Annotated in this window: 20 protein-coding genes and 1 pseudogene; 10 read left to right on the top strand and 11 right to left on the bottom strand. The window is 70.8% G+C overall.

Going from position 1 to position 25296, the window contains the following annotated elements; genetic code table 11:
* Positions 1-3: 3 nt before the first annotated feature.
* Genes KSK32_RS31230 through KSK32_RS31220 form a run of 3 tightly spaced genes read right to left on the bottom strand, consistent with a single transcriptional unit; the run spans position 4 to position 1960 of the window.
* Complete coding sequence (locus KSK32_RS31230; RefSeq protein ID WP_216935333.1) at positions 4-570, bottom strand: TetR/AcrR family transcriptional regulator; 567 nt, start codon at positions 568-570, stop codon at positions 4-6.
* Positions 567-1460 carry an NmrA family NAD(P)-binding protein gene (locus KSK32_RS31225; protein WP_216935331.1) on the bottom strand — a complete coding sequence of 298 codons (894 nt, stop codon included), beginning with the start codon at positions 1458-1460 and terminating at the stop codon, positions 567-569. The genes KSK32_RS31230 and KSK32_RS31225 overlap by 4 nt, the downstream gene beginning before the upstream one ends.
* Entirely contained in the window at positions 1457-1960 is a 504-nt protein-coding gene (locus tag KSK32_RS31220; RefSeq protein WP_216935329.1) for a nitroreductase/quinone reductase family protein, read from the bottom strand. The genes KSK32_RS31225 and KSK32_RS31220 overlap by 4 nt, the downstream gene beginning before the upstream one ends.
* A 124-nt stretch (positions 1961-2084) precedes the next feature.
* On the opposite strand from KSK32_RS31220, the gene KSK32_RS31215 reads away from it, so the two are divergent.
* The 4 genes from KSK32_RS31215 (at position 2085) to KSK32_RS31200 (ending at position 5773) form a co-directional block, all read left to right on the top strand.
* The gene (locus KSK32_RS31215) at positions 2085-3266 is read left to right on the top strand and encodes a sensor histidine kinase (RefSeq protein WP_216935327.1); all 1182 of its coding nucleotides are present in this window, start codon (positions 2085-2087) and stop codon (positions 3264-3266) included.
* Positions 3263-3940 (top strand): response regulator transcription factor, encoded by a 678-nt coding sequence (locus tag KSK32_RS31210; protein ID WP_216935325.1) that lies wholly within the window; start codon positions 3263-3265, stop codon positions 3938-3940. Before KSK32_RS31215 ends, KSK32_RS31210 begins: the two co-directional genes overlap by 4 nt.
* Before the next feature lie 91 nt (positions 3941-4031).
* Complete coding sequence (locus KSK32_RS31205) at positions 4032-4952, top strand: ATP-binding cassette domain-containing protein (RefSeq protein ID WP_216935323.1); 921 nt, start codon at positions 4032-4034, stop codon at positions 4950-4952.
* The gene (locus tag KSK32_RS31200; RefSeq protein WP_216935321.1) at positions 4949-5773 is read left to right on the top strand and encodes an ABC transporter permease subunit; all 825 of its coding nucleotides are present in this window, start codon (positions 4949-4951) and stop codon (positions 5771-5773) included. Before KSK32_RS31205 ends, KSK32_RS31200 begins: the two co-directional genes overlap by 4 nt.
* Before the next feature lie 138 nt (positions 5774-5911).
* Here KSK32_RS31200 and KSK32_RS31195 read toward each other — a convergent pair whose 3' ends face one another.
* Positions 5912-6958 (bottom strand): hypothetical protein, encoded by a 1047-nt coding sequence (locus tag KSK32_RS31195; protein WP_216935320.1) that lies wholly within the window; start codon positions 6956-6958, stop codon positions 5912-5914.
* A 508-nt stretch (positions 6959-7466) separates the two neighbouring features.
* Between KSK32_RS31195 and KSK32_RS31190 the strand changes: the two genes are divergently transcribed.
* From KSK32_RS31190 to KSK32_RS35015, 3 genes and pseudogenes are all read left to right on the top strand, one after another.
* A complete protein-coding gene (locus KSK32_RS31190) occupies positions 7467-7727 on the top strand; it encodes a hypothetical protein (RefSeq protein ID WP_216935319.1) in 261 nt (86 codons plus the stop codon).
* 297 nt (positions 7728-8024) lie between these two features.
* Positions 8025-11021 (top strand): BTAD domain-containing putative transcriptional regulator, encoded by a 2997-nt coding sequence (locus tag KSK32_RS31185; protein WP_216935317.1) that lies wholly within the window; start codon positions 8025-8027, stop codon positions 11019-11021.
* Positions 11022-11155: pseudogene (locus tag KSK32_RS35015) on the top strand (SDR family NAD(P)-dependent oxidoreductase); the annotation flags it as partial.
* Positions 11156-11270: 115 nt separating this feature from the next.
* On the opposite strand, the gene KSK32_RS31180 reads toward KSK32_RS35015, so the two are convergent.
* The 7 genes from KSK32_RS31180 to KSK32_RS31150 all read right to left on the bottom strand — a co-directional run bounded on the left by KSK32_RS31180 (position 11271) and on the right by KSK32_RS31150 (position 20391).
* Positions 11271-12266 (bottom strand): LacI family DNA-binding transcriptional regulator, encoded by a 996-nt coding sequence (locus KSK32_RS31180; RefSeq protein ID WP_216935309.1) that lies wholly within the window; start codon positions 12264-12266, stop codon positions 11271-11273.
* 197 nt (positions 12267-12463) lie between these two features.
* Positions 12464-13930 (bottom strand): family 43 glycosylhydrolase, encoded by a 1467-nt coding sequence (locus KSK32_RS31175; RefSeq protein WP_216935307.1) that lies wholly within the window; start codon positions 13928-13930, stop codon positions 12464-12466.
* 87 nt (positions 13931-14017) lie between these two features.
* Positions 14018-15370, bottom strand: coding sequence for a glycoside hydrolase family 43 protein (locus tag KSK32_RS31170; protein ID WP_254187264.1), 1353 nt, complete (start codon positions 15368-15370; stop codon positions 14018-14020).
* A gap of 216 nt (positions 15371-15586) precedes the next feature.
* Entirely contained in the window at positions 15587-17125 is a 1539-nt protein-coding gene (locus tag KSK32_RS31165; RefSeq protein ID WP_289256446.1) for an alpha-N-arabinofuranosidase, read from the bottom strand.
* A gap of 23 nt (positions 17126-17148) precedes the next feature.
* On the bottom strand, positions 17149-17952 hold the full coding sequence (locus tag KSK32_RS31160) for a carbohydrate ABC transporter permease (RefSeq protein ID WP_216936466.1): 804 nt from the start codon (positions 17950-17952) through the stop codon (positions 17149-17151).
* Between the two features lie 53 nt (positions 17953-18005).
* The gene (locus KSK32_RS31155) at positions 18006-18956 is read right to left on the bottom strand and encodes a carbohydrate ABC transporter permease (protein WP_289256445.1); all 951 of its coding nucleotides are present in this window, start codon (positions 18954-18956) and stop codon (positions 18006-18008) included.
* A gap of 73 nt (positions 18957-19029) precedes the next feature.
* On the bottom strand, positions 19030-20391 hold the full coding sequence (locus KSK32_RS31150; RefSeq protein WP_216935296.1) for an ABC transporter substrate-binding protein: 1362 nt from the start codon (positions 20389-20391) through the stop codon (positions 19030-19032).
* 296 nt (positions 20392-20687) lie between these two features.
* Here KSK32_RS31150 and KSK32_RS31145 point away from each other — a divergent pair, with 296 nt between their 5' ends.
* From KSK32_RS31145 to KSK32_RS31135, 3 genes are all read left to right on the top strand, one after another.
* Positions 20688-21710 carry a LacI family DNA-binding transcriptional regulator gene (locus KSK32_RS31145; RefSeq protein ID WP_216935294.1) on the top strand — a complete coding sequence of 341 codons (1023 nt, stop codon included), beginning with the start codon at positions 20688-20690 and terminating at the stop codon, positions 21708-21710.
* A gap of 469 nt (positions 21711-22179) precedes the next feature.
* Positions 22180-23685, top strand: a complete 1506-nt coding sequence (locus KSK32_RS31140; protein ID WP_254187263.1) for a family 43 glycosylhydrolase — start codon at positions 22180-22182, stop codon at positions 23683-23685.
* 53 nt (positions 23686-23738) lie between these two features.
* Positions 23739-25247: a family 43 glycosylhydrolase gene (locus tag KSK32_RS31135; protein ID WP_216935292.1), complete on the top strand. Its 1509-nt coding sequence runs from the start codon at positions 23739-23741 to the stop codon at positions 25245-25247.
* The last annotated feature ends 49 nt before the right edge of the window (positions 25248-25296 follow it).

Genomic DNA, 25296 nt, shown 5'->3' with positions numbered 1-25296 from the left:
GGCTCAGCGCGTGTAGGCGCCGAGAACGCGGTCGACCAGCCGTTCCGCGAAGCGCCTGTCGACGTCGCCGCGGGTCGCGCGGCGGTAGAAGACCGGGCCGGCGAGAAGGTCGAGCACCTCCGCGGGATCCGTCCCGCGGGGGAGCTCGCCGCGCGCGACGGCGCGTTCCACGATCCGCAGGATCACGCCGTGCCGGGTCTCGGCCTCCCGGTGGTGCAGCTCGCGCAGACGCGGGTCGCGTTCGGCGGCGTCGACCAGCGCGAACCACAGCCCGGCGGCCGGCCCGCGGGAGACCGCGGCGGCCAACCCGGTCACCAGGGCGAGGAGGTCGCCGCGCAGGGTGCCGGTGTCCGGGTCCGCAGGTGGGCTCCGGACGCCGGCGAAGGCGTCGAGCACCAGTGCCGCCTGGCCGTCCCAGTGCCGGTAGATGGTCGTCTTCGCCACGCCCGAGCGCTCCGCCACCGCCTCGACTGTGGTGCCGGCGACGCCACGCTCGGCGAGCAGAGCCAGCACCGTGTCGATCACGAGGGCGCGGGTACGCCGGACCCGCGGGTCGGTGGGCGGGCTCATCCCCCCATCTTCGGCGGGGTCGGCCCGTCCGTCCACCGCCACCGGTCGACGTGCTCGGTCACGTAGTCCCGTAGCGTCCGGGCCGGGCGGCCGAGCAGGACCGGCAGGGTGGGGTCGACCCGATCCGCCTGGCCCCGGCGCAGGCCGGTGTGCAGGACCGTCTGCACCACCGCCTGGGTCACCGGAACCCGCCGCCGGTGCAGGTGCCGCAGATAGCCGCCGACGGTGGCGGCCTGGTAGCGGACGGGCCGGCCGAGCGTCTCCGTGAGTAACGCCGCCACCTCCGCGAAGTCGAGTGCCCGCGGCCCGGTCAGCGTGTAGGCGGCGCCCCGGTGCGCGGCCGGGTCGGCGAGCACGGCCGCGGCCACGTCACCGATGTCCCGGGTGTCGACGAAGGCCACCCGGCCCGAGCCGGCGGGCAGGTAGATCCGATGATCCTCGCGGATGTCCCGCCGGTACGCGTCGGCCAGGTTCTGTGCGAAGAAGCCGGGTCGCAGGATGGTGTGGGGCAGTCCGCTGGCGCGCAGGTGCCGCTCGACCCGGTGGTGGGGCACCACAGGGTTGCGGTCCGCCCCGGTGACCGAGGCGAACACCACGTGCCGGACGCCGCGCCGCGCGGCGCGGTCGACCAGCGCGTTCAGCGTGGGGCCGACCCGGGCGATCTGCGGCGGGCGGAGCAGGAACAGCGTGGCCACGCCGTCCAGCGCGGCGTCGAACGTGCGCGCGTCGCCGAAGTCCAGGCGCGCCGCCGGGATGCCGGGGAACCGCTCCTGCAGCTCGCCGACGTCCGTGCCGGCCACCCGCAGCGCGACGCCGGCCGTGCGCAGGGAGCGGGCGACGGCACCGCCGACGTTGCCGGTGGCGCCGGTGACGAGGGCCGGCCCGGTCACGGTCGCACCTCCGGTACGTCCAGGTGGACCAGCGCCAGACCGTCCCGCCGGGCGGCGTCGGCGAGTTCGCCGTGGGTGGGAGTGCGCGGCACGTTGATCCGGATGCCCATCCGCCGGCCGGCCCGCCGGTGACCGACCGCCTCGATCAACGCCCGGTAGACGACGGCCACCCGGTCGGGGTCCTCGACCAGCTCCGCCCGGGCCGGGCGGAGCTGGCCCTGCAACGTCACCTCGACGTCGGGCCGGCCGCGCAGGTTGACCCGCCACCCGGAGTTGGTCAGCACCAGCAGCCGGCCGTCCGCACCGTGCCGGTAGGCGACCGGGAAGACCAGCTCCCGTCCGGTCCGCCGGCCGGACACGTGCAGCAGCATCAGGTGCCGGCCCACCCGTCCGGAGCGGGCGGGTGTCGCCAGCAGCCAGCGCATGACCCGGTTGACCAGCCGGTACGGGGCCTTGGGCGGGCGTACCCGCTGTACCGGGGGACGGGAAGAAGGTCGCATGCCATCACCGTAACGCTACGGGACCGTAGCGAAAAGGGGGGTGCTCGATCTCGCCTCGGTGCCCCGCGCCGGCCCGGTGCCCCGCGCCGGCCCAGCGCGGCGCCCCGTGGCGTACGGTGACGGCATGGGACGCCTCGCCCGGTGGCGTCGGGCGGCCCGGGAGCATCCGACCGTGGCCGACGCGGTGCTGGCCGCGGCGCTCTTCACGGTCAGCCTGCTCCCGGTCAACCCGCCCGGAGGGCCGCCCCGGGATCCGTTGACCGCCGGTGCGGTGCTGCTCGCGCTGGCCGGCTGCGCCGCGCTGGTGCTCCGGCGCCGTCGTCCGCTACCGGTCCTCGTCCTGGTGACCGGCGCGGCGGCCACCTCGCTGCTCGCCCAGCAGGCACGTGGGCCGTTCGTGCTGACCGTGGCGGTGGCCGCCTACACCGTGGCCACCCGCACCGACCGCCGGACCGCCGCGGCGGCCGGCGCGGCGAGCGGTCTGATCCTCGGCGGATCGGCGGTCGTCGCGTTGGGTGTGGGCTGGCTGGACCCGGCGGTCGTGGTCCTCCTGCTCTGGTTCGGCATCGCGGTGGCCGCGGGTGACGCGGTACGCAGCCGGCGGGCGTACGTGGCCGTGCTGGAGGAACGGGCGCGGCGGGCCGAGCGGACCCGGGAGGAGGAGGCCCGCCGGCGGGTGGCCGAGGAGCGGCTGCGCATCGCCCGGGAGCTGCACGACGTGGTGGCGCACCACATCGCCCTGATCAACGTGCAGGCCGGCGTGGCCGGGCACCTGCTGCGTGACCAGCCGGACGCGGCCGAGGAGGCCCTCGGGCACGTCCGGTCCGCCGCCCGGACCGTGCTGGACGAACTGGCCGTCCTACTCGGCCTGCTGCGCCGGGGCGAGCCCGAGGCCCCGACCGAGCCGGCGCCCGGACTGGGCCGGCTCGACGCCCTCGTCGACGGTTTCGCCGCCGGCCAGCCGGTCCGGTGGAGCCTGACCGGGCGGCCCCGCCCGCTGCCCGGCGCGGTGGACGTGGCCGCCTACCGGATCGTCCAGGAGTCGCTGACCAACGCGCACCGGCACGCGCCCGACGCCACCGTCACGGTCGAGGTGCGCTACACCGACACCGCGGTCTTCGTGGAGGTCCGCGACGACGGTCCGGGGCCGGCCGGCCCGGGTGACTCCGGAGCCGGTCTCGGCCTGCTCGGGATGCGGGAACGAGCCGAGGCGGCCGGCGGCGCGTTCCATGCCGGTCCCCGTCCGGAGGGCGGCTTCGTGGTCCGCGCGGAGCTGCCCGCCCCGATCCCGCAGGAGGTGACGTGACCCTCCGGGTCCTGCTCGCCGACGACCAGACGCTCATCCGCGCCGGCTTCCGCGCCCTGATCGACTCGGCGCCGGACCTGTCCGTGGTGGGCGAGGCGGGCACCGGCCGGGAGGCGGTCGTCCAGGCCCGGGCCACCCGGGCCGACGTGGTGCTGATGGACATCCGGATGCCCGACCTCGACGGCCTGGCCGCCACCCGGCAGATCACCGCCGACGAGGACCTGGCCGGCGTGCGGGTGCTCATCCTGACCACGTTCGAGGTCGACGAGTACGTCTTCGAGGCGCTGCGCGCCGGCGCCAGCGGCTTCCTCGGCAAGGGCGTGGAGCCGGTCGAGCTGCTCGACGCGATCCGGACCGTCGCCGCCGGGGAGGCGCTGCTGTCGCCGAAGGCCACGCGCGGGCTGATCGCCCGGTTCCTGGCCCAGCCCGACCCCGAGCCCCGGGCCACCCCGGAACGGCTGCGGGTGCTCACGGAACGGGAACGCGAGGTGGTGGCGCTGGTCGCCGCCGGGTTGAGCAACGACCAGATCGCGCAGCGGCTGGTGGTGTCCCCGCTGACCGCGAAGACCCACGTCAACCGGGCGATGGCCAAGCTCGGAGCCCGGGACCGGGCCCAGCTCGTGGTGCTCGCGTACCAGAGCGGGCTGGTCCGGGCCGACCCGCCGGCGCGGTAGTCGGGCCGCCCGGATACCGCGACCGCGGTACGCGCAGGTGTCCGCGCCGGGCCGACGCGGCTGCCGGGGTACGCGCGCCAGGGTTGAGCACATGATCGAAGCCCGCGACCTCAGCAAGCGCTACGGCGACCGGCTCGCCGTCGACTCCCTGACCTTCACCGTCGCGCCGGGCGTGGTGACCGGATTCCTCGGTCCCAACGGCGCCGGCAAGTCCACCACCATGCGCATGATCCTCGGCCTGGACGCACCGACGGGGGGTGACGTGCGGGTCAACGGCCGCCGGTACGCCGACCACCGGAACCCGCTGCGCCAGATCGGCGCCCTGCTGGAGGCGAAGGCGGTGCACACCGGCCGCTCCGCCCGCGACCACCTGCTCGCCCTGGGCGCCACCCACGACATCGGCCGGCGCCGGGTCGACGAGGTGGTCGACCTGGTCGGGCTGCGGGAGGTGGCCGGCAAGCGGGCCGGCGGGTTCTCCCTGGGCATGGGTCAGCGGCTCGGCATCGCCGCCGCGCTGCTCGGTGACCCCGCCGTGGTGATGCTCGACGAGCCGGTCAACGGCCTGGACCCGGACGGCATCCGCTGGATCCGCGGCCTGCTGCGGGGCCTCGCCGCCGAGGGCCGCACGGTGTTCGTCTCCTCGCACCTGATGAGTGAGATGGCGCAGACCGCCGACCACCTGATCGTGGTCGGCCGGGGCCGGTTGCTCGCCGACGTGTCCCTCGCCGAGTTCACCCGCCGGGCGTCCCGCACCACGGTACGGGTGCGCTCGCCCCAGGCCGCCGCGCTGCGCGACCTGCTGGCCGGACCGGACGTCACCATCACCGTCGCCGAACCGGGCCTGCTGGAGGTCAGCGGGCTGCGCCGCGAGGTGATCGGTGACCGGGCCGCCGCGGCGGGCCTGACCCTGCACGAGCTGACCGCACCCGGGGCGTCCCTGGAGGAGGCCTTCATGACCATGACCCGCGACGCCGTCGAGTACGCCGGCGCCACCGCAGGAGAGACCCGATGACCACCACCAACGCGCCCACCGCCGTCCCGGCCGACGCCCGGATCACCGGCCCGCGCGTGGTCCGCGCGGAGTGGATCAAGTTCCGCTCGCTGCGCTCCTCGCTGATCATGCTCGCCGCCACCGTCGTGGTGTTCGCCGCCCTCGGGCTCGGCTTCTCGGCGTTCCTGGCCGACGCCACCATCGAACCGGGCACCCCGGCGCCACCCGGCGGCCCCTCGTCGCTCGACCCGCTCGGCGCCAGCCTCGGCGGCGTCAACCTCGCCCAACTGCTGATCGCCACGCTCGGCGTGCTGCTGACCGCCGGGGAGTACGCCACCGGCATGATCCGTACCTCTCTCGCCGCGGTGCCCCGGCGCTGGCCGGTGCTCACCGCCAAGGTGGCCGTCCTGAGCGGCGTGTCGCTCGCCGTGCTGCTGCCCACGGTGCTGCTCACCTTCCTCGGCGGACAGGCGGTCCTGGGGGAGAAGGCCATCGCCCTCGGCGACGACGGGGTGCTGCGCGCGGTGCTGGGCACCGCCGCGTACCTCGCTGGGACCGGCGTGCTCGGTGCGGCGCTGGGCTCGCTGCTCCGTACCACCGCCGGTGCGCTGACCAGCGTGGTCGCACTGCTGCTGGTCGTGCCCGGGGTGGTGTCGCTGCTGCCGGAGAGCTGGTCGGAGGCGATCTTCCCGTACCTGCCGTCGAACGCCGGGCAGGCGTTCATGAGCCTCGGCGGCGACCCGGACCTGCTCTCCCCGGGAGCCGGCGGGGCCGTGTTCGCCGGCTGGCTGCTCGCCCTCGTCGGCGCCGCCCTGATCCGGCTGCTCCGGCGCGACGCCTGAGCCCGGCGTCCCGGACCGGCGGCCGACCTGGACCGGGCGGCGCCGCGGCCACCTCGCCCCGCCGGAGGAATCCGGCGGGGCGAGGCAAACCGCGTCGTGCGGCGGTGACCGGCCCGGGAGAACCGGGTCGGGTGCCGGTCAGTTGAAGGTCGCGTCCAACGCCCCGGCCAGCTTGTTGTGGCCCGATTCGTTGGGGTGGGGAGAGCCGCCGAAGGCCGTCTTCTGCAGGTCGGCTACCCCGAGCGCCGGGGGCGGAGCGAATCGCACCTTCGGGTGGTTCGCCGGCAGTCCGGCGCGGATCACCAGGTTGAGTTCGTTCGTCCAGTCGGCGACCGTCGCCTTCCAGCCCGGGTCGTCGATCAGGTCCCGTTCCTGGGAGGGGATCTGCCCCGGCAGCCAGCCGTTCAATTTCTGGGCCAGGTTCACCCGGTACTGCTCGGCGAGCCGGCCGACGTCGAACCGGGCCGGGCTGATGTCGTAGTAGCCCATCCACACCACCTTGTCGGCGCCGGCGTCGAGCACGTCGTCGACGATGTCCTCGACGTCGGTCTTGATCTGGTGGTAGAGGGCCGGACCGTCCCAGACGGGGACGTCGATCCGATGGTGGATGTACTGGATCCCGGTGACGTCGCCGACGACCTTGCCGTGGCACGCGCCCCCGGCGATGATCTTCGATTTCGCGATGTTGTTGCCCGCTAGGTCGAACCAGTCCATCTGCGCCTGCAGGGGCAGATCGTGGTCGGCGAAGAACGTCTGCATCAGGAACCGGTAGTGGTCCATCAGCCCGCACTTGGCCAGGGCCGTGAGCAGATCCGTCCACGCGGTGTTGTTCACCCCGCCGGTGCTGACGAAGTAGGCGGCCTTCCGATCCGCCTTGGCCTGCTTGATGGCCCGGGTGGCCAGCTCGACCGGTGGCCAGTTCCGGGCCCAGGGGTTTTTGCAGGCGTCCAGGTATCCGAAGGGCGCGCCGAGGATCTGCTGCGTGCCGTAGCCGGTACGGGCGAAGTTGTAGTACTCCACGACCCGCTGGTTGCGGTTGACGGCGTACTTGCCGGCGTAGCTGAACAGCATGTCGTTGCCGGGCAGGCCGCGGAAGTCGGCCTTGGTGTTACCCGCGCAGGCGCCCATCGGGTAGGCGTTGAAGAGCTGCAGATGGGCGGAGGTGACCGAGTCGCCGGTGGCCACCAGTACGACCGGCTGAGCCGGGTTGCGGTTCGGCGGGCAGTAGCGGTCCTTGCGCGCCTCGGTCAGCTTCGCGTCGGTGGCGTTGCCCGGGCACGGCGGGGCGGTCGTCGGGCTGGGCGGCGGAGGCGGCGGGTAGGTCGGAGTGGGCGGCGGCGTGGTGGGTGAGTGACTCGGGCCGCCGGTCGGGGAGCTGCTGGGGCTGCCGGAGGGTGATCCGCTGGGGCTGCCGGTCGGGGAGCCGCTGGGGGAGCCGGAGGGTGATCCGGTCGGGGAGCTGCTGGGGCTGCCGGAGGGTGATCCGCTGGGGCTGCCGGTCGGGGAGCCGCTGGGGGAGCCGGAGGGTGATCCGGTCGGGGATCCGCTGGGGCTGCCGGAGGGTGATCCGCTGGGGGAGCCGGACGGGGAACCGCTCGGGCTACCGGACGGTGATCCACTGGGGCTGCCGGAGGGTGATCCGCTGGGGCTGCCGCTCGGGCCGGGTGACGAACTGGCGCACGGCGAGGGACTGGTGCTCGGACTGCTGCTGGCCGAGGCGGTCGGGCTGCCGGTGGCAACGCCCGGATATGTCCCGGCGGGCTGCGCATCTCTGGCCACTGTCGGCTCTCCGGCCCGGGTCGGCTGTGCCGAGGAAGCCGTCGCGCTCGGAGTCGCCGACGGGCAACCGCGCGCGTCCCGCACGTCCTGCTCCAATGCCTGGATCACGTCGGCGGGCAGCGGCTGCCCGGCCGGGACGCAGGGGTCGAAGGTCCAGCGGGTGAGCACTCCCTGATAGGTGATGTCGCGGGTGCAGATGTCCGGGTCTGCGCCGGGCTCGGCGGCCACCGGGCTGATGGTCAGTTGTTCAGGGGGCGCGACGTGAGCGCCGATCCCCAGAGTGAGGCTGAAGACTGCCGCCGCCGCCAGGGCGGCAGTGACGGCGCTCCAGGTTCTCCCCCTGCGGTGAAACGCGGATCTCATGAGCTGGCGTCTCCTCTCAGGCTGTCAGCCGGGGCGCGCAGCACCGAGTTGTGCCCCCACGCCTCGCGGGGAAGCTAGCGACAGGTGATAATTCATCGATGAATCCGCGGTGAAGCGATGGGACGGGGCCGTGCGGATAAAGGCGCTGGGGCCGGTGCTGATCTGGGACGGCACGCAGTGGATGCCGATCACCGCGCCGCATCACCGCATCGTGCTGGCCGTGTTGCTGGCCGAGGCCGGGCGGCCGGTGAGCCGGGACCGACTCGTCCACGAGATCTGGGGCGCACGCCCCACCCGGACGGCGAGCAGCGCCGTCAACGGTTACGTCATGCGCCTGCGCCGGATGCTGCGTGCCGGTGCGGCCGGCGACGTGGTCAGCCGCGCCGCCGGCTACGAGCTGGTGACCGGTGCGGACACGGTCGACATCCAGGTGTTCGAGCGGATGGTGCGCGCCGGCAAGCGGGAGGCCGCCGAGGGCCGGACCGCCGACGCGGTACGGCAACTGACCGAGGGACTGGCGCTGTGGCGGGGACCGGCACTGGCCGACGTACCCGACACGCTCACCGTGTCGGCGGAAGCGGCCCGGATGGAGCAGTTGCGACTGGCCGCGTACGAGGAACGGTTCGCCGCGCAGCTGGAGTTGGGCCAGCATGGTGAGATCGTCGAGGAGGTGGCCGCGCTCGCGGCCGTACATCCGACGCGCGAGCGGCTCTGCCGGCATCTGATGATCTCGCTCTACCGCTGCGGGCGCCGCGCGGAGGCGCTGGAGGCGTACCGCCGGGTCCGTGACGTGCTGGGCACGGAAACCGGGATCGAGCCCGGTCCGGAGCTGCGGAACCTGGAACGCGCCGTGCTCACCGACGATCGGAGCCTCGCCGCGCCCGCCGTCCGGCCGGTGACTCCGGCGCAGTTGCCCGCCGCGGTCGCCGACTTCGCCGGCCGTCGCGACCCGCTGGCGGCCCTGGATGCCCGCACGGCGCAACGGCCCGCACCGCCGGTGGTCATCACCGGCCTGGCCGGGGTCGGCAAGACCGCCCTGGCCGTCCGCTGGGGGCACGCGGCGCGCGACCGCTTTCCCGACGGCCAGCTCTACCTCGACCTGCGCGGCAGCTCACCCCGGCCACCGGTGACGCCGATGGCCGCGCTGGTCCATTTCCTGCAGGCCCTGGGCGTGCCAGCCGATCAGATCCCGGCGCAGCTGGACGAAGCGGTCGGGCTCTACCGCAGCGTGACCGCACTCCGGCGGATCCTCGTGATCCTCGACAACGCGGCGGAGCCCGACCAGGTCCGCCCGCTGCTACCCGGGGGAGCCGGCTGTGTGGTGCTGGTGACCAGCCGCGAGCAACTACGGGGGCTCACCGCCCGGGAGGGCGCGGTCATGCTGCGGCTGGACGTCCTTTCCCGGGACGAGGCCGGTGACCTGCTGGCCATGCTGCTGCCCGGCGCGGCGAGGCAGGACACGGCGGAACTGGCGCGGCTCTGCGGTCACCTTCCGCTGGCCATCCGCATCGCGGCCGCCAACCTCCGGGCGGAGCTGACCTCGATCGAGCAGTACAATCAGCGGCTCGAAGCCGGTGACCGGTTGGCGGCGTTGGGAATCCCCGGCGACACCGCGACAACCACCGTGGCCACCTTCGACCTTTCATACCAGGCGCACTCCCCGGCCGCCCGCCGGCTGTTCCGGCTGCTGGGCATCGCTCCGGGGGACGGTGTCACCGCACCGACGGCCGCCGCCCTGGCCGGCGTGGCGGTGGCCGAGGTCGAGCCGTTGCTCGACGCGCTCGCCCGGGCCCACCTGCTGGAGCAGACCGCCCCCGGCCACTACCGCTGGCACGATCTGGTCCGCCTCTACGCCCGGCGACGGAGCCTGGTCGAGGATACCGACCGGGAGGCCGCCCTCGACCGGCTCTACGACCACTACCTGTCCACCATGGACCACGCCGTGAGCCTGCTCTATCCGAGCGTCGTCCGGCTGCCCCTGCCGGCGGAGGTGAGCGCGCGGCACCGGGTCGGGTTCCCCGAAGCCGCCTCGGCGCTGCGCTGGGTGGAGACCGAGCGGGACAACATCATCGCCGCGATCATGGCGGCCGGGCCGGAGCACCGTACGGCCGCCTGGCGGCTCACCGACCATCTGCGCTGGCACCTGGACTTCACCTCGCCGTCCGCGGAGTGGTTGCCGGTCACCGAGGCCGCCCTGGAGTACGCCCGCTCCGACGACGACCCGCTGGGGCAGGCCGCCGCGTACCTGAGCCGGGCCACCGTCCTGTTGGCCGCCAGCCGGTACACCGAGGCGCTCGACGACTTCCGCCGCGCGCTCGACTTCGCCCGGCGGGGTGGCTGGGCCGAAGGCGAGGGCAGCGCCCTGAACAATCTCGCCCACGTCTCGTTCGAGACCGGCAGGTTGGACCTGGCCGCCCGGTACAGCCTCGACGCCCTGGAGATCGACATCAGGATCGGGCGGCTCGCCGGCCAGTTGGCACGGTTGACCAATCTCGGCAACATCCGCCTGCAGCAGGGCCGGCTGACCGAAGCCATCACCTACTGTGAGCAGGTCGTCGAGCTGGAGAGCAGGCTCGGTGAGTGGCACGGGCAGGGCACGGCGCACGGCTGCCTGGGCGAGGCACACCTGCTGCTCGGCCGCCACGACGAGGCGTCGGCCTACCTCACCCAGGCACTGGCCGTTCACCGCCGGGCCCGGGCCCGTAGCTGCGAGGCCGACACCCTGCGCCTGCTGGCCGTGGTACACGGGGCGACGGGTGACCTCGACGACGCCCGTAGCGAGGCGGAGGAGTCCCTGCGGATCGCTCGCGAGGCCGGCGACCGCTGGGTCGAGGCACACGCCCTGCTCGCGCGGGCCGGTCTCGACCTCGCCGCCGGTGACGCCGACCTGGCGAGCGCCCATCTGCGGCAGGTCCTCGCCCAGGCCCGGGGTGACGGGGCCCGGCACGCCGAGGCGCAGGCGCTGATCGGTCTCGCCCGGGCTTGCCGGATACGCGGCGCGACCGCAGTCGACGAGGCGAAGGCGTACGCGGCGCAGGCGTTGAGCATCTGCCGGGAGTACGGCTACGAGCTGTTGGAGAAGGAAGCGCTGACGGTGCTCAACTAGCAAGTTCAGGCCGCCGGCCGCGTCGCGCTCGTCACCGGTGCCGGTTCCGGAATCGGCCGGGCCGTTGCCCACCGGCTCGCCGCCGAGCGGGCCCTCGCCTGGTCGTCACCGACCGCGACGCCACCGCCTCAAGGGTCGCCGGCGGCTGGCAGGCGGCATGTCGCCGTGGCGGCTGCGTCCCCGCCTCATCGTGCCCTCGTCGGCAAGCTGTAGCCGGAGGAACAGCGGCGGCGTACGAACAGCAGGCGTTCAGCCCGGAACCCGGAACGCCGCCGTGCTGTGTCTGATCACCAGCTCAGGCACGAGCAACTGCCGCCTCGACACCGGCGGACCCACGTCGTCCAGGAGGGACAGCAGGAGCCCCAGGCTGAGCCGGCCCAGCTCGGCGAAGTCCTGGCAGACCGTGGTCAGCGGTGGCAGGTAGTGTGCGCCGTCCGGCGTCCCGTCGAAGCCCACCACGCTGACGTCCTCGGGGACTCGTCGGCCGGCCTCGTGCAGGGCTCGCAGCACACCGAGAGCGAGCTGGTCACTGGCGCAGAAGACCGCCGTCACACTCGGATCCACCGCCAGCCGCCCGCCCTGCTCGTACCCGGCCCGCGCACTCCAGTCCCCGGAGATGACGGAAGGGAGCGGCCGACCGGCCTCCCGCAACGCGTCGCACCAGCCCTGGTGCCGTTCGCTCGCCTCGGGCCAATCGTCCGGTCCGGCCACGAGGTGGACGGTACGGTGTCCCAGCTCGAGCAGGTGCCGGGTGGCCAGCCGTGCACCTGCGACGTTGTCGATCCGGGTACTCGGCACCGCATCGATGCTGCCCCCGCCCACGGTAACGCAGGCGATCGTCGGCGACGCCTCGGCGAGTGCGCCGGCCATTGCCGATTTCGGCGCGATGGCGATGATCCCCTCGACCGACTGCTGGCCGAGCCAGTCGATCGCGTCGAGCACCGACCGGCGGTTCAGGTGGCGAACGCTGGCAACGCTTACGAAGTAACCTGCCGACCGGGCGGCCCCCTCGATCGCGTACAAGGTCGACGTGGGCCCGAACAACGGGCTTTCGTAGCCGATGATCCCCACCGTGCCGGACCGCCGGGTGACCAGCGCGCGGGCAGCGGGATTCCGCCGGTAGTCCAGCTCACGCATCGCGTCCAGCACCCGCTGGCGGGTTGCGGCCATGACGTGCGGGTGCCGGTTGATCACTCGGGAGACCGTCTGCGGGGACACCCCGGCCAGCCTGGCGACGTCACGCATGACGGGGCGGTCGCGCCCTCCGCCCGGTCGGATCGGAGCCTCCGGCCACGGGCCGCCCCCCGCCCCGGGGCCGTTCACGTCGACCACGACCCACTCTCCTCGATCGGTCGGAAGATGCCGGTGTGTTCTGGACGAGTGGTCACTACCCGCGCCGGGCGAGGTTGCCCGGCGCGGGTAGTGGCCGGATCGTGACGGAACTATTCGCCGGACGGCGCGGTCAGCGTCGTGCCCAGCCGGACCGGCGTGCCGAAGTTGGGCGTGCCGTCGGCGTTCCAGGTGAACTTCTGCGCGCGGGTGGAGCGGTTCATGTCGCACCCACCGGAGGCCGAGTCGTTGGCGTGGTAGACGATCCAGTCCTCGGTGCCGTCCGGTGACTTGAAGAACCCGTTGTGGCCGGGTGCGAACACACTGTTCGAGTCGTTGCGCTGGAACACCGGGCTGGACTTCTTCGTCCAGTGCGCCGGGTTCATCGGGTCGGTGCCGGTGAGCGTGAGCAGCCCCAGCTTGTAGTCCGGGCCCCAGCACGCGGAGGCCGAGTAGACGACCATCACCTTGCCGTTGTGATAGAGCGGCTCGGGCCCTTCGTTGACCGCCCCGGTCTGCCGTTCCCAGGACAGCGTCGGTGAGGAGAGCCGGGCCCGCGGGCCCTGCAGGGTCCAGGGGTTGGACAGCCGCTGGATGGAGTTGCTCTGTCCGGCACCGTCACCGCCGTAGGTTGCCAGCAGGTAGAGACTGCTGCCCACCCGCAGCACGCTGGCGTCGAGGGACCAGTCGCTGCCGAGGTCGGCCTTGAAGGTGTACGGGCCCATCGGATCGGTGCCCGCCGACTCGAGAACGTGTAGGCGTTGGGTGGGGTTGTAGTCCGGGACGTTGCGACCGGCGGTGTAGTAGAAGTACCAGCGGTTGCCGTTCGGACCGTTGATCAGGTGGAACTCCGGTGCCCACATGTTGCAGCAGCCGTTGGTCCGTCCGGTCAGGTTGAAGATGACCTGGTCGGGGGCGGTGGCCAGGCCGGCCAGCGTCGCCGAGCGGCGCATGGTGATGGTGGAGTTCCAGGTCGTGGTGGCCAGGTAGTAGTAGCCGTTGTGGTACTGCAACCACGGGTCCGGGCCGTTGCGCTTGATCGGATTGGTGAAGGTGCGGGCGCCGGCGCCGAGGGGGATGAGCTGCCACTGCTGGTTGGCGCCGTCGAGGTCCTGGTACTGCGAGACCTTCGCGCCGTCGGCGGTGGACCACTCCCAGACGTCGAGGACCTTACCGCTGTTGCGGTTGACCAGCCGGACGTGACCGCCGGCGGAGTCAACGAGCCGGAACTGCTGACGTGCGTCGTTGCGGTCGGCGTTCTGCACCAACTGGACGCCGTCGGCGGTGGTGGGCAGATCGAGGACCTTACCGCTGTGTACCGATTGCAGGCGATACCAGCCGCTGCCGGAATCGAGGAAACGCCATTGCTGCCAGGCGCCGTCGTTGCGGGAGTACTGGTTGATCGGGGCCCCGTCGTTGGTGGCCAGGTTGTAGACGTCGAGGGCCTTGCCGCTGTTGCGGTTGACCAGCACGTAGGACACGTTCGGTTGCACCGTGGCGGCCTGGGCGGTCGGGGTGGCGATCGCCGTGCCGGCCGCGACGAGCAGCGCCACCACGCCGGTGATCAGAGCTTTGCGCATTGCCGGTTTTCCTTTCCAGTCGGTGGACGAGTACGGGGGACGTCGACGCGACGCGGCGACGTGATCTCCGGCCGCACCGCCTTGCGCTCAGGAGACGCGGAATGTGGCATCCTGGCGGTCGACGGCGCTGGAGCTCGAACTGAGAGGGTCGATGCGCAGCAGGTAGTTGGCGTGGCGCAGGTAGCGGTCCGGGAAGTTGTAGGACCGGAACGACGACCAGGTGGAGTCGGCGAGGCCCGGAACGCGCTGGAAGGTCGCGTCGGCGCGGAGCAACGCGGTGCCGTCATCAGCGGCCAGCCGGATCGCGTAGTCGCTGTGCCGCAGGTAGCGTCCGGGAAAGTTGACCGACTCGAACGACACTCCGGCGGGGTCGGCCAGGCCGGCGACCATGCGCCACAGTTGGTCCTGGTAAGGGTCGAACGGGTAGGCGTCGATCCGGCCCACGTCGCTGGCGTGCCGCACGTAGTAGTCGGGAAAGTTGTACGACTTCAGCCGGACCCAGGACGGCAGGCCCCAGCGGGACACCAGACCGTCGTACTCGGCCGAGGTGATGCCGACGATCGAGCCGTGCTTGGCGTTCAGCGGCGGCGTGAAGTCGCGCTGGCTCAGTGGCTGCCAGGAGTTGCCGCCCACGTTGGAGGTGGACCAGGCGTAGTAGTCGCTGTTGACCGGGCTGAACGAGTCGCCCCACAACCGCCAGCCGCTGCCGGTGTTGTTCTTGATCAGCAGCGGAGCCTCCATCGCGCCGCCCTGTCGCAGCCCGCCGGTGTAGGTGGTGTAGCTGTTCGGCGCGCCGGTCGACGACCGGGCACCGTAGACCAGGCCATCGGACATGTTCTTGTAGTACATGTAGAAGGTCGACCCGTCGACCACGATGTCGGCGTCCAGCACCGGGAAGCCCGGGCTGAAGTAGACCTGGTTACCGCTCACCGTTCGAAAGTCCGACGTGTAGTTGACCATGAAGACGTCGGTGCCGTTGTTCGCGGAGTAGACGATGGCGTACTGGTTGCGCGACGGCACCCAGAAAGCGGTCGGCGCCCAGGTGTGGGTGGCCAGGCCGTGCATGCGGAGCCGGCGGTAGCCGGTGAAGCTGCGCAGGTCGACCGAGTCCCAGACGTGCAGGTACTGGTTGTTCTGGTTGAAGATGCGCCCGCGCAGGTCGGTGGCGAGCACGACGAAGGTGCCGTCCTGCTTGCGCAGGATGAACGGGTCCCGCAGCCCGAGCGTGCCGGCGGTGGGGGTCACCACCGGGTTGTTCTGGTTCAACGGCCGCCAGTTCAGGCCGTCGGTGCTGACCGCCAGGTGCAGGGCGTAGCTGTCACCGCTCTGGTCTTGCGTCTCCTTGAAGTAGCCGAACGCGTAGGCGCTGTTGGCGGCCAGCGCGACCGTTGGCACCGCCAGCGCGGCCGCTCCGCCGCCGACGGCGGCCAGCGAACTCATGGCGGCAAGTCTGGTGAAGTCTCTTCGGGACAGTGGCACAGCGGGCTACCTCTCTGGATCCGGCGCCACCCGGGACAGGATCTCCGGGGTGCGGCGCCGCCGGGTCGATGACGACTTGAAGGCGTGAGGATGACTATGGTGTTAACGCTAACATCAGTATCAGTCAATTGACAGCTAGTAGGGCGGTCGTGCAGTAGTTGCAGACAAGCTCGGAGGTTAATTAGCGTTAACATTTCTGGCTCGAGTGCCGAGTCGGATGGCCGTCCAGGACACCGGGGGCAGGGTCGCGCGAAGCAACCCGCCGTCCACCTCGACGTCGTCCGCCGGCCGAGTGGTCACCCGGTCCGGGGCGTCCGCCGTGTTCACCGCCAAGAGGTCGTCGTCGGCAAGCGTCCACGATTCCGCTACCCGGAGGGCAGCGCCGAAGCTCGTCATCGGAACGGAGAGTGTCGCCGCCTGTGACTGATGCCGGTTGACCACGAAGACGGCGACGTCGCCGGTGTCCGCGTCGTAGGTGGCGACCGCGTCGAGCGCGGGCACCGCACCGTGTCGCGCGGTCTCGTACGTCGGGCAGCGGGGTTCCACCCGTAGCACCTCGCCGCGGGCCAGGCGGGAGGTGATGGCGAAGGGGTGGAAGATGGTCTGCCGCCAGGCCGGGCCGCCGGGTTCGGTGCGGATGGGTGCGATGACGTTGACGAGCTGGGCCTGACAGGCGGCGGTGACCCGGTCGCTGTGCCGCAGGAGCGAGATCAGCAGGCTGCCGACCACCACGGCGTCCGCGACGTTGTAGCAGTCCTCGATGACGCGCGGCGCCACCGGCCACTCGGTGGATCCGGCGTCCAGTCCGTCCTGGAACTCTCGCAGGTACCAGACGTTCCACTCGTCGAAGGAGATCTTCAGGCGTTTGGGGTTCTTGAGCCGGGCGCCGACGCTGTCCGCGGTGGCGACCACGCTGGATACGAAGTGGTCCATGTCCACGGCTGAGGCCAGGAAGCTGGCCATGTCGCCGTCGACCGGCTCGTAGTAGGCGTGCGCCGAGATGTAGTCCACCGCGTCGTACGTCAGCTCCAGCACCTCCGCCTCCCAGGCGGCGAATGTCGGCATGGACGAGCTGGAGCTGCCGCAGACGACCAGCTCCAGCCCCGGTTCGGCCGAGCGCAGCGCACGTGCCGTCTGCCCGGCCAGCCGGCCGTACTCCTGGGCGGTCTTGTGTCCGGTCTGCCAGGGTCCGTCCATCTCGTTGCCGAGACAGAACATCCGCACCCCGTACGGCTTCTCGGCGCCGTTCGCCCGGCGCAGCTCGGCCAGCCGGGTGCGGTCGGGGTGGTTGAGGTACTCCTGGACGTCGAGCGCCTCCTGCACGCCGCGGGTGCCCAGGTTGAGTGCGTACATCACCTCGACGCCGGCCTTGCCCGCCCAGCGCATGAACTCGTCGATGCCGATCTCGTTGGTCTCCAGGCTGTGCCAGGCCAGGTCGCGGCGGACCGGCCGGTCCGTGACCGGTCCGATGCCGTCCTCCCACCGGTACCCGGAGACGAAGTTGCCGCCGGGATAGCGCACGAGGGAGACCCCGAGTTCGCGAACCAGGGCCAGGACGTCCCCCCGGAAGCCGTCGGCGTCCGCGGTCGGATGTCCCGGCTCGTAGATCCCGGTGTAGACGCACCGGCCCATGTGCTCGACGAAGGAACCGAAGGTGCGCCGGGACACCGGGGCGACGGTGAAGGACGGGTCAAGGGTGAACGAGGAGGCAAACACGGATCTCCCAGCGCGTCAGCGCGTCACTTGAGGCTGCCGACCGCCAGCCCGCCCTGCCAGTACCTCTGGAGGGTGAGAAAGGCGATCACCAGCGGAATGATCGAAACGAGCGAACCGACGATGATCAGATTCCACAGCGACTGGCCACCCCCGTTGTTGGAACTGGCCAGTTGCGACCACAGGCCGATCCCCACGGTCAGCGGATAGAGCTTGGAGCTGGACAGCATGGTCAGCGGTAGGAAGTAGTTGTTCCACGTGCTGACCACCGACAACAGCAGCACGGTGACGACGCCGGGCCGCATCATCGGCAGCGACACCCGCAGGAACGTGCGCAGTTCACCGGCACCGTCGATGCGCGCCGCGTCCAGCAGTTCGTCCGGCACCGAGACAGCCGCGTAGACCCGCATGAGGTAGACGGCGAACGGACTGAGCAGCGACGGCAGAATCACCGCCCAGATCGTATCGGTGAGCCCGACGTTGCTCATCATGACGAACGTCGGGATGACCAGCGCGGTGAGCGGGACCATGACCGAGCCCAGGACAAGCGCGAAGACGGCTCGCCGACCGCGGAAGTCGAACTTGGCGAAGCCGTATCCGGCCAGCACCGACACGACCGTGCAGCCGACGCCGCCGGCGGACGCGTACAGCACCGAGTTGCCCAGCCAGCGCAGATACTCCCCGTTGTTGACGGTGAACAGGTCGCCCAGGTTGTCGAACAGGTGGAAGCCCGAGAACCACAGCGCGCCGGAGCCCGAGAACAGGCCCGGGGCGTCCTTGGTGCTGGCCACCACGAGCCACCAGACGGGCACGAGGAAGTAGCACACCATCGCCAGCAGCAGCAGTTTCGCCCAGAGGTGGCGGGGCCGGCGCCGCGCGTCGCTCACGTGAAGATGCTCCCCTTCTTGCGGGTGACGATCATGAAGGCGGCGACCGCCACGAAGACCACGAAGCCCAGCGCGAAGGAGATCGCCGAGGCGTAGTTGAACTGGGCGTAGCGGAATGCCAGATTGAACGCGTAGATGTTCGGGGTGAAGTCGGGGGTTACCGTGCCGTTGGCGATCGGCCCGAGGATCTGCGGCTCGGTGAAGAACTGCAGGGTGCCGATCAGCGAGAAGACCAGGATGAGGGTCAGCGCCGAGGTCACCAGCGGCACCTTGATCCGGAGCGCGATCTGGCGGGCGTTCGCGCCATCCATCCGGGCCGCCTCGTAGACCGATGAGTCGATGCTGCGCAGCGCCGCGTAGATGATGATCATGTAATAGCCGGCCCACTGCCAGGTGACCACGTTGAGCAGGCCGTAGAAGATGTTGCCCTGGCTGAGCAGAAACGGCGCCCGCACGTCGAACGCGGCGGCGATCTGCTCGACCGGCCCGAAGCTCGGACTGTAGAGGAAGCCCCACATCAGCGCGCCCAGGACCGCGGGGATCGAGTACGGCAGGAAGATGACCAGACGGGAGAAGCGGGCCAGGCGTCCGGTCACCTCGTCCAGCACCAGGGCCGCGACCAGCGCCACGATCATCTGCAGCGGGATGACCACGAGACTGAAGCGCAGGACGAACCACAGTCCCTTGCGGAACGACGGGTCGCCGAAGGCGCGGGTGTAGTTGTCGAAGCCGGCGAACGTCGTACCCGTCGCCAGCCCCTTGGTGTAGAGACTGAGGTAGCCCGCGTACGCCAGCGGAGCGATCAGGAAGACCACGAACACGACGAGGAAAGGGAGGACGAACAGCCAGCCCAGGGCGCCACGCCGGGCTCGCCGACGGCGAACCGCCGGTGGAGCGGCGGCGACGGCGCGGGGTGCGCCTGTTCCGGTGTCGACGATGCTGGCCACGCAGCCGTCTCCCTTCCTGCGTGAGATGGGGCCCGGGGCGGCCGACGGGGTGCGGCGACCGCCCCGGAGCGGATCAACGTACGGTGAAGCCTTGGCTCTTGGCGTACTTGACGATCTCGTTGTGCAGGTCGACGGCGGCCTGCGCGCCGGTCGTCTCACCCGCGTTGATCTTCACGATCTGGGCCTGAAGCTGCGCGTAGTAGTAGACGGTGAACGGGCTGTAGATCGCACCCCGGTAGGCGTTCGCGGCCGGGATGTAGACGTCCTTGTTGGCCGTCTGGCCGCCGAAGAACTCGCTCTCGGCGTTGACGAACTCGTCGGAGGTCAACACGCCGGTGTTGAGCGGGAAGATGGTCTGCGACTTCCAGCCGTCGGTCAGGGACGGCTCGTCGGCGTACAGGCCCATCGCGACCTTGGCCGCCGCCGCCTTGTCACTCGCCTGGCTGGTGACCGCGAAGGTGGAGCCGCCCCAGTTGACCGCGACCGGGTCGGCCGGGTCCCACTGCGGCAACGGCGCCACGGCCCAGACGTCCTTCTCCTTGCCGCCGCCGACGCCCGCACCGGTGAGGTAGCCGGGTGCCCACGCGGCCGAGACATAGGTGGCGTACTTGCCGCCGACCATGCCGGCGATGTAGTCCGTGGTGAACTGGTCCTCCTTGCCGACCAGACCCTTGCTTGCCAGGTCGCCCCAGAAGGAAAGGACGTCCTTGGTGGCCTGGTCGTCGAGCTTGATGGTGATGTTCTGCTTGTCGGCCAGGTCGTAGGTGAACGGCTGGGCGCCCTTCTGCATCATGAGCGCGGTGGTCACGGCCGGTACGTTGCTGCCGAAGTCACCGAAGGCCGGGCCGCCGGCCGCCTTCATCCTGGCCGCCGCCGCGGCGTATTCGGGCCAGGTCTTCAGTGGAACCGTGATGCCGTACTTCTTGAACACGTCGGTGCGGTAGATCAGGGCCATCGGACCGCCGTCGACCGGGATGGCGTAGACGGCCTCGCCCTGGGAGACGTCCTTCCACGCGCCTTCGCTGAAGTTCGCCTTCACCCGGTCGGCGCCGAAGGGTGCGAGATCGACAAGCGCGTCCTGGATCTCGAATCCGACCAGTTGGTCGGATTCGAGCATGATGACGTCGGGTGCGCCCTTTTTGGCCACGATCGCGGTCTGGAACTTCTCGTACTGCGGCTGGCCCTGCCCGGCGTTGGTCCAGCAGACCTGCACGTCGGTGTGGGCGTTGTTGAAGTTGTCGACGACCTTGGCCATGTTCGGGTACCAGGCCCAGACCGAGACGCGGCTGGCCTCCTCATGGACGATCTTGTTGGTGCAGTTGGTGGGCTTCGCTCGGGGCCCGTCGGCGCCGCCGTCACCGCCGCTGCACGCGGGCAGGCCGAGCACGACCGCGGCGGCGATGACGAATGCGGGCAGACGTTTACTGGTCGGCATTGCGGTGCGCCTCCTGAAGGGACTTCGAACACCGGTTTGCGCGCAGGCCGCGTTGGCGGGCAGGACGACCCGGCCCTGTCGTGGGGCACGGATCAAGGCTGGGGCGAGGCGCTACTCCGGAAAAGTTTGTCGGCGGATGCGAGGTAACAACGCATCGACGCTGATGTGTCGTGTAGATTGCATTGCAGCGCTGCAAAAGACTATGCACGGCGACTCTGGCTCTGACAAGAGGCAACATGACGGAAATACCATCGTCACTGCGAGAGCCCTTTCACCCGCACGGCAGGAAGGCGCCCATGGGGGAGAGCACGCTACGGGACGTCGCGGAACTGGCCGGAGTGTCACCCCGCACGGTGTCCAACGTGGTCAACGGCTATGCCCGGGTCACCGACGCCACTCGGAGCAAAGTCGAGCGTGCCATCGCCGTGCTCGGCTACCGCCCGAACGTTCTGGCCCGCAACCTGGCCACCGGCCGATCGGGGCAGATCGTCGTCGTGGTGCCGTACCTCGACACCCCGTACTTCGCGGAGCTGCTCCAAGCGATCATTCCCGCGGCGCGCAAGGCCGGCTACAACGTGTTGATCGACCAGACCGACGGCGACCGCGACCACGAGGTCGAACTCATCGGACGGGGGCGGCGGCGTTTCTTGTTCGACGGCATGATCATCAGCCCGCTGGGACTGTCCCAGGCGGATCTCTCGCTCCGTGATCCGGCCCTACCCCTGGTGGTGCTCGGTGAACGCCCCTCCGACGGCACCTTCGATCATGTCGGCATCGACGATGTGGCCGCCTCCACCGAGGCCGTACACCACCTCATCGCCATCGGGCGCCGCCGGATCGCCGCGATCGGCGACCAGCCCTATCCCACCGGCGAGGCGGCTCAGCTGCGGACCAAGGGCTTCCGGGCCGCCCACGCGGCCGCCGGCCTGCGGGTCGACGAATCACTGATCATCAGCACCACCCGCTTCAACCGGGTCGACGGCGCGACAGCGATGGCCACCCTGCTGGATCGGCCGGAGCCGCCGGACGCAGTCTTCTGCTACAGCGACCTGGTCGCCTCGGGCGCCATCCACACGGCACTCCAGCGCGGGCTGCGCGTCCCGGAGGACATCGCCGTGATCGGCTACGACGACATCGAGGACGGGCGGTACGGACGACCCGCGATCAGCACCATCTCGCCGGACAAGAAGGCCATCGCCCAACTCGCCGTCGACCGGCTCATCATGCGTATCGGCAGCACCGAGCCTGTGCCCGGCATGGAACTCCGCGCTGCCCACCGGCTCATCCCCCGGGAGAGCACGCTACCGGTGGTCTCCTGACCGGTTGCTGGTCGAGTGGCGCCGCTTCCGGCCGACGTTGCCGTGCCGGCTGGAATCGATCATCCTGTCGCCAGGTTGAGAAGCCCTATGTTATCGCTAACAGGGGCGCGGTCGGCTGGGGATCCGTCCTGCCGGGGCGGCCGAAGATCGTGCCCCCGGGCTGGGTGCTGATCGGGCTTGCTGAGAACCGTCCCGTGAGTACGCCGGTCGCTGATCCAAAGCGTTTCGACAAAGATTGATGCGAGGATGGCCTTGACGGACACGTGTTGTTAGCGTGAACATCGATAGGTAACTCGGATGTAACGAAAATGCCACGGTTGTCGGCACCCGTTCGCCCTCGCCGGCCAGGCAGCCGTCGCGCCGTCCGAGCTGCCGGAGCGGGCAGTCGCACGTCCGTCACCGAACACCGCTCGTCGGCCCACGGAACCAGGTGTCGCGAGCCGGAGAGGACCAGTCACAGGAGGATCCGATGACGACTACAGGGATGGATCAGGCGCCGCGGGCCAGGTCGCGGTCGCGGGGCTGGCGGGTGGGGGCGGTCGCGGGCGCCGCGGTGCTGCTGCTCGGTGCCGGGATGGTGCACGGCTTGCCGTCGGCTTCGGCGGCGACAGTGGACACGTCGGCGTCGTACGTGTTCGTGAACCGGCACAGTGGCAAGGCGATGGACCTGTACGACTGGTCGACGGCGGAGAACGCGCCGGTCAACCAGTGGACGCGCAACGATCTCGCGGTGCAGCAGTGGCAGTTCGTGGACGCCGGTGGTGGGTTCTACAAGGTGCGGTCGCGGCACAGCGGGAAGGTGCTGGAGCTGCCGAACGGCAGCGACGGTACCCGGTTGGTGCAGTCCACGGACCGGTCGTCGGCCACGCAGCAGTTCCGGTTGCAGGATTCCGCGGGTGGGTTCGTGCGGTTCGTCAACCGGCAGTCGAACAAGGTCATCGACGTGTGGGAGTGGTCGACGGCCGACGGTGGGCGGCTGGCGGCCTACGCCGACACCGATGGCGCCAACCAGCAGTGGCAGCTGGTCCGCCTGGGCGGCGGGACCCCTACCACTCCGCCCGGTCCCACCACATCCCCGCCCGGCACCCCGCCGCCGGCGTATCCGCAGCCCAGCCGGGTCACCGGGGACATCGGCGTGCACGACCCGACGGTGGTCGAACGACCCGATGGCGCCTACCTCGTCGCGCACACCGGTAACGACATCGCGTTGAAGACCTCCACCGACCGGGTCGCCTACCGCAACGCGGGCGTCGTCTTCCCCGGTGGCGCACCGTGGACCACCACGTACACCGGTGGCGCGCGCAACCTGTGGGCCCCGGACCTGTCCTACCGCAACGGGCGCTACCACCTGTACTACTCGGCGTCGACGTTCGGCTCCAACCGCTCGGCGATCTTCCTGGCCACCAGCACCACCGGGGCCTCCGGAAGCTGGACCAACCAAGGGCTGGTCATCGAGTCGCGGACCTCGGACAACTTCAACGCGATCGACCCGAATCTCACGGTCGACGACCAGGGCCGCTGGTGGCTCAGCTTCGGCTCGTTCTGGTCCGGCATCAAGATGATCCAGATCGACCCCGCCACCGGACGCCGGCTCGGCAGCGCCATGCACAGTCTCGCCGCCTACGGCCCCGGCATCGAGGCGCCCGTCCTGGTCAAACGGGGATCCTGGTACTACCTGTACGTCTCGTTCGACCGCTGCTGCCAGGGCGCCAACAGCACGTACCGGGTCATGGTCGGCCGGTCTGCGAGCCCGACCGGCCCGTTCGTCGACCGCTCCGGCCGGGACATGCTCTCCGGGGGAGGCACCCAGATCCTGGCCTCGCACGGCAGCGTGCACGGCCCCGGACACCAGGCATTCCTCGCCGACACCGACGGCGACCAGCTCTTCTACCACTACTACGCCGACAACGGCGTCGCGCTGCTCGGCATCAACCGCATCGGCTACGACGCCGCCGGCTGGCCCTACGTCTACTGAGCGCCGGTATGCCACCTCCTCCGACCAACATTCTCGACCAATCGGGAGTGCGCATGTCGCACCAGCAACCTGTCCACGTGGCCGACCGGGCGGTCAACCCGGCGCTCGTCACCGTGCCCGCCACCTGGCGGCTCCGAGCGCTCCTGGCCGCGTTGCTCGCGGTGGTCGCCGTGTCGGCCGGCGTGCCGATGTCCCGGCCCGCGCAGGCGGCGCCGGCGGTGGCCTACACCAACCCGCTGGTGAACCAGCGGGCCGATCCGCACATCGTCAGGCACACCGACGGCTACTACTACATGACCGCGACGGTGCCGCAGTACGACCGGATCGTGCTCCGGCGGGCCACCACCCTGCAAGGGCTGGGCACCGCCACCGAGACGACGATCTGGCGCCGGCACACGAGTGGGGAGATGGGCGCCCACATCTGGGCCCCGGAGATCCACTTCATCAACGGCAAGTGGTACGTCTACTTCGCCGCCGGGCGGGCCGACGACGTGTGGCGGATCCGGATGTACGTGCTGGAGAGCGCGAGCGCGAACCCGCTGTCCGGCTCGTGGACCGAACGCGGCCGGATCACCACGCCGTGGGACACGTTCAGCCTGGACGCCTCCACGTTCGTGGTGAACGGGGTGCGGTATCTGACCTGGGCCCAGCAGGAGCCCGGCATCTCCACCAACTCCAACGTCTACCTCGCCCGGATGGGTGCCGACCCGTGGCAGATCACCGGCCCGGTGACCCGGCTGGTCGTGCCGGCGTACGACTGGGAGACCCGCGGCTTCCGGGTGGCCGAGGGACCGGCGGTGATCCAGCGCAACGGCCGGGTCTTCCTGACCTACTCGGCCAGCGCCACCGACGCGAACTACTGCCTCGGCATGCTCACCGCGTCCGCGGGCGCGAACCTGCTCGACGCCGCCGCCTGGCGCAAGAGCCCGACCCCGGTGTTCGCCAGCAACGCCGCCACCGGCCAGTACGGCCCCGGCCACAACTCCTTCACCGTCTCCGAGGACGGGCAGAGCGACATCCTGGTCTACCACGACCGCAACTACCGGGACATCAGCGGCGACCCGCTCAACGACCCGAACCGCCGGACCAGGATCCAGAAGCTGTACTGGAACGCCGACGGCACCCCGAACTTCGGCATCCCGGTGCCCGACGGGGCCACCCCGGTCCGGCTGCGGTCACACGATCTGACCGGCGGCTACGTCCGTCACTACGACTACCGGGCCCGCGTCGAGCCGAACGTGACGAACCTGGCCGACTCGCAGTTCCGCGTCGTCCCCGGCCTCGCCGGCGGGGGCACCGTGTCGCTGGAGTCGACGAACTTCCCCGGCTACTTCCTGCGCCACCGTGACTTCGCCCTCTACGTGGAACGGGACGACGGATCGACGTTGTTCGACGGCGATGCGAGCTTCCACCGGCGCTCCGGCCTGGCCGCCAGTGCCGGGCTCTCCCTGGAGTCGCAGAACTTCCCCGGCCGGTACGTCCGCCACCGGGACGGACTGCTGCACCTCGAAACTGTCAGTTCGAGCGCCGACCGTGACTCCGCCACCTTCCACCTCGAATAGCGGTCGCCAACTCGCCCTGTCCACCACCGACGCGCTCCCTCGTCCATCC

It is taken from the genome of Micromonospora sp. WMMB482 (genome assembly GCF_019038635.1).
Lineage (GTDB): Bacteria > Actinomycetota > Actinomycetes > Mycobacteriales > Micromonosporaceae > Micromonospora > Micromonospora marina.
The sequence above is the reverse complement of the archived record's forward strand: the minus strand, read 5'-3'. Positions and strand labels throughout refer to the sequence as shown.

What these genes read in the sequence shown, in the direction of transcription:
- KSK32_RS31170 (WP_254187264.1), bottom strand. Translation starts at nt 15,370, where the DNA reads ATGAGTTCGCTGGCCGCCGTCGGCGGCGGAGCGGCCGCGCTGGCGGTG.
- KSK32_RS31175 (WP_216935307.1), bottom strand. Translation starts at nt 13,930, where the DNA reads ATGCGCAAAGCTCTGATCACCGGCGTGGTGGCGCTGCTCGTCGCGGCC.
- KSK32_RS31205 (WP_216935323.1), top strand. Translation starts at nt 4,032, where the DNA reads ATGATCGAAGCCCGCGACCTCAGCAAGCGCTACGGCGACCGGCTCGCC.
- KSK32_RS31145 (WP_216935294.1), top strand. Translation starts at nt 20,688, where the DNA reads ATGGGGGAGAGCACGCTACGGGACGTCGCGGAACTGGCCGGAGTGTCA.
- KSK32_RS31180 (WP_216935309.1), bottom strand. Translation starts at nt 12,266, where the DNA reads ATGCGTGACGTCGCCAGGCTGGCCGGGGTGTCCCCGCAGACGGTCTCC.
- KSK32_RS31230 (WP_216935333.1), bottom strand. Translation starts at nt 570, where the DNA reads ATGAGCCCGCCCACCGACCCGCGGGTCCGGCGTACCCGCGCCCTCGTG.
- KSK32_RS31135 (WP_216935292.1), top strand. Translation starts at nt 23,739, where the DNA reads ATGTCGCACCAGCAACCTGTCCACGTGGCCGACCGGGCGGTCAACCCG.
- KSK32_RS31200 (WP_216935321.1), top strand. Translation starts at nt 4,949, where the DNA reads ATGACCACCACCAACGCGCCCACCGCCGTCCCGGCCGACGCCCGGATC.
- KSK32_RS31160 (WP_216936466.1), bottom strand. Translation starts at nt 17,952, where the DNA reads ATGGTGTGCTACTTCCTCGTGCCCGTCTGGTGGCTCGTGGTGGCCAGC.
- KSK32_RS31140 (WP_254187263.1), top strand. Translation starts at nt 22,180, where the DNA reads ATGACGACTACAGGGATGGATCAGGCGCCGCGGGCCAGGTCGCGGTCG.
- KSK32_RS31150 (WP_216935296.1), bottom strand. Translation starts at nt 20,391, where the DNA reads ATGCCGACCAGTAAACGTCTGCCCGCATTCGTCATCGCCGCCGCGGTC.
- KSK32_RS31220 (WP_216935329.1), bottom strand. Translation starts at nt 1,960, where the DNA reads ATGCGACCTTCTTCCCGTCCCCCGGTACAGCGGGTACGCCCGCCCAAG.
- KSK32_RS31215 (WP_216935327.1), top strand. Translation starts at nt 2,085, where the DNA reads ATGGGACGCCTCGCCCGGTGGCGTCGGGCGGCCCGGGAGCATCCGACC.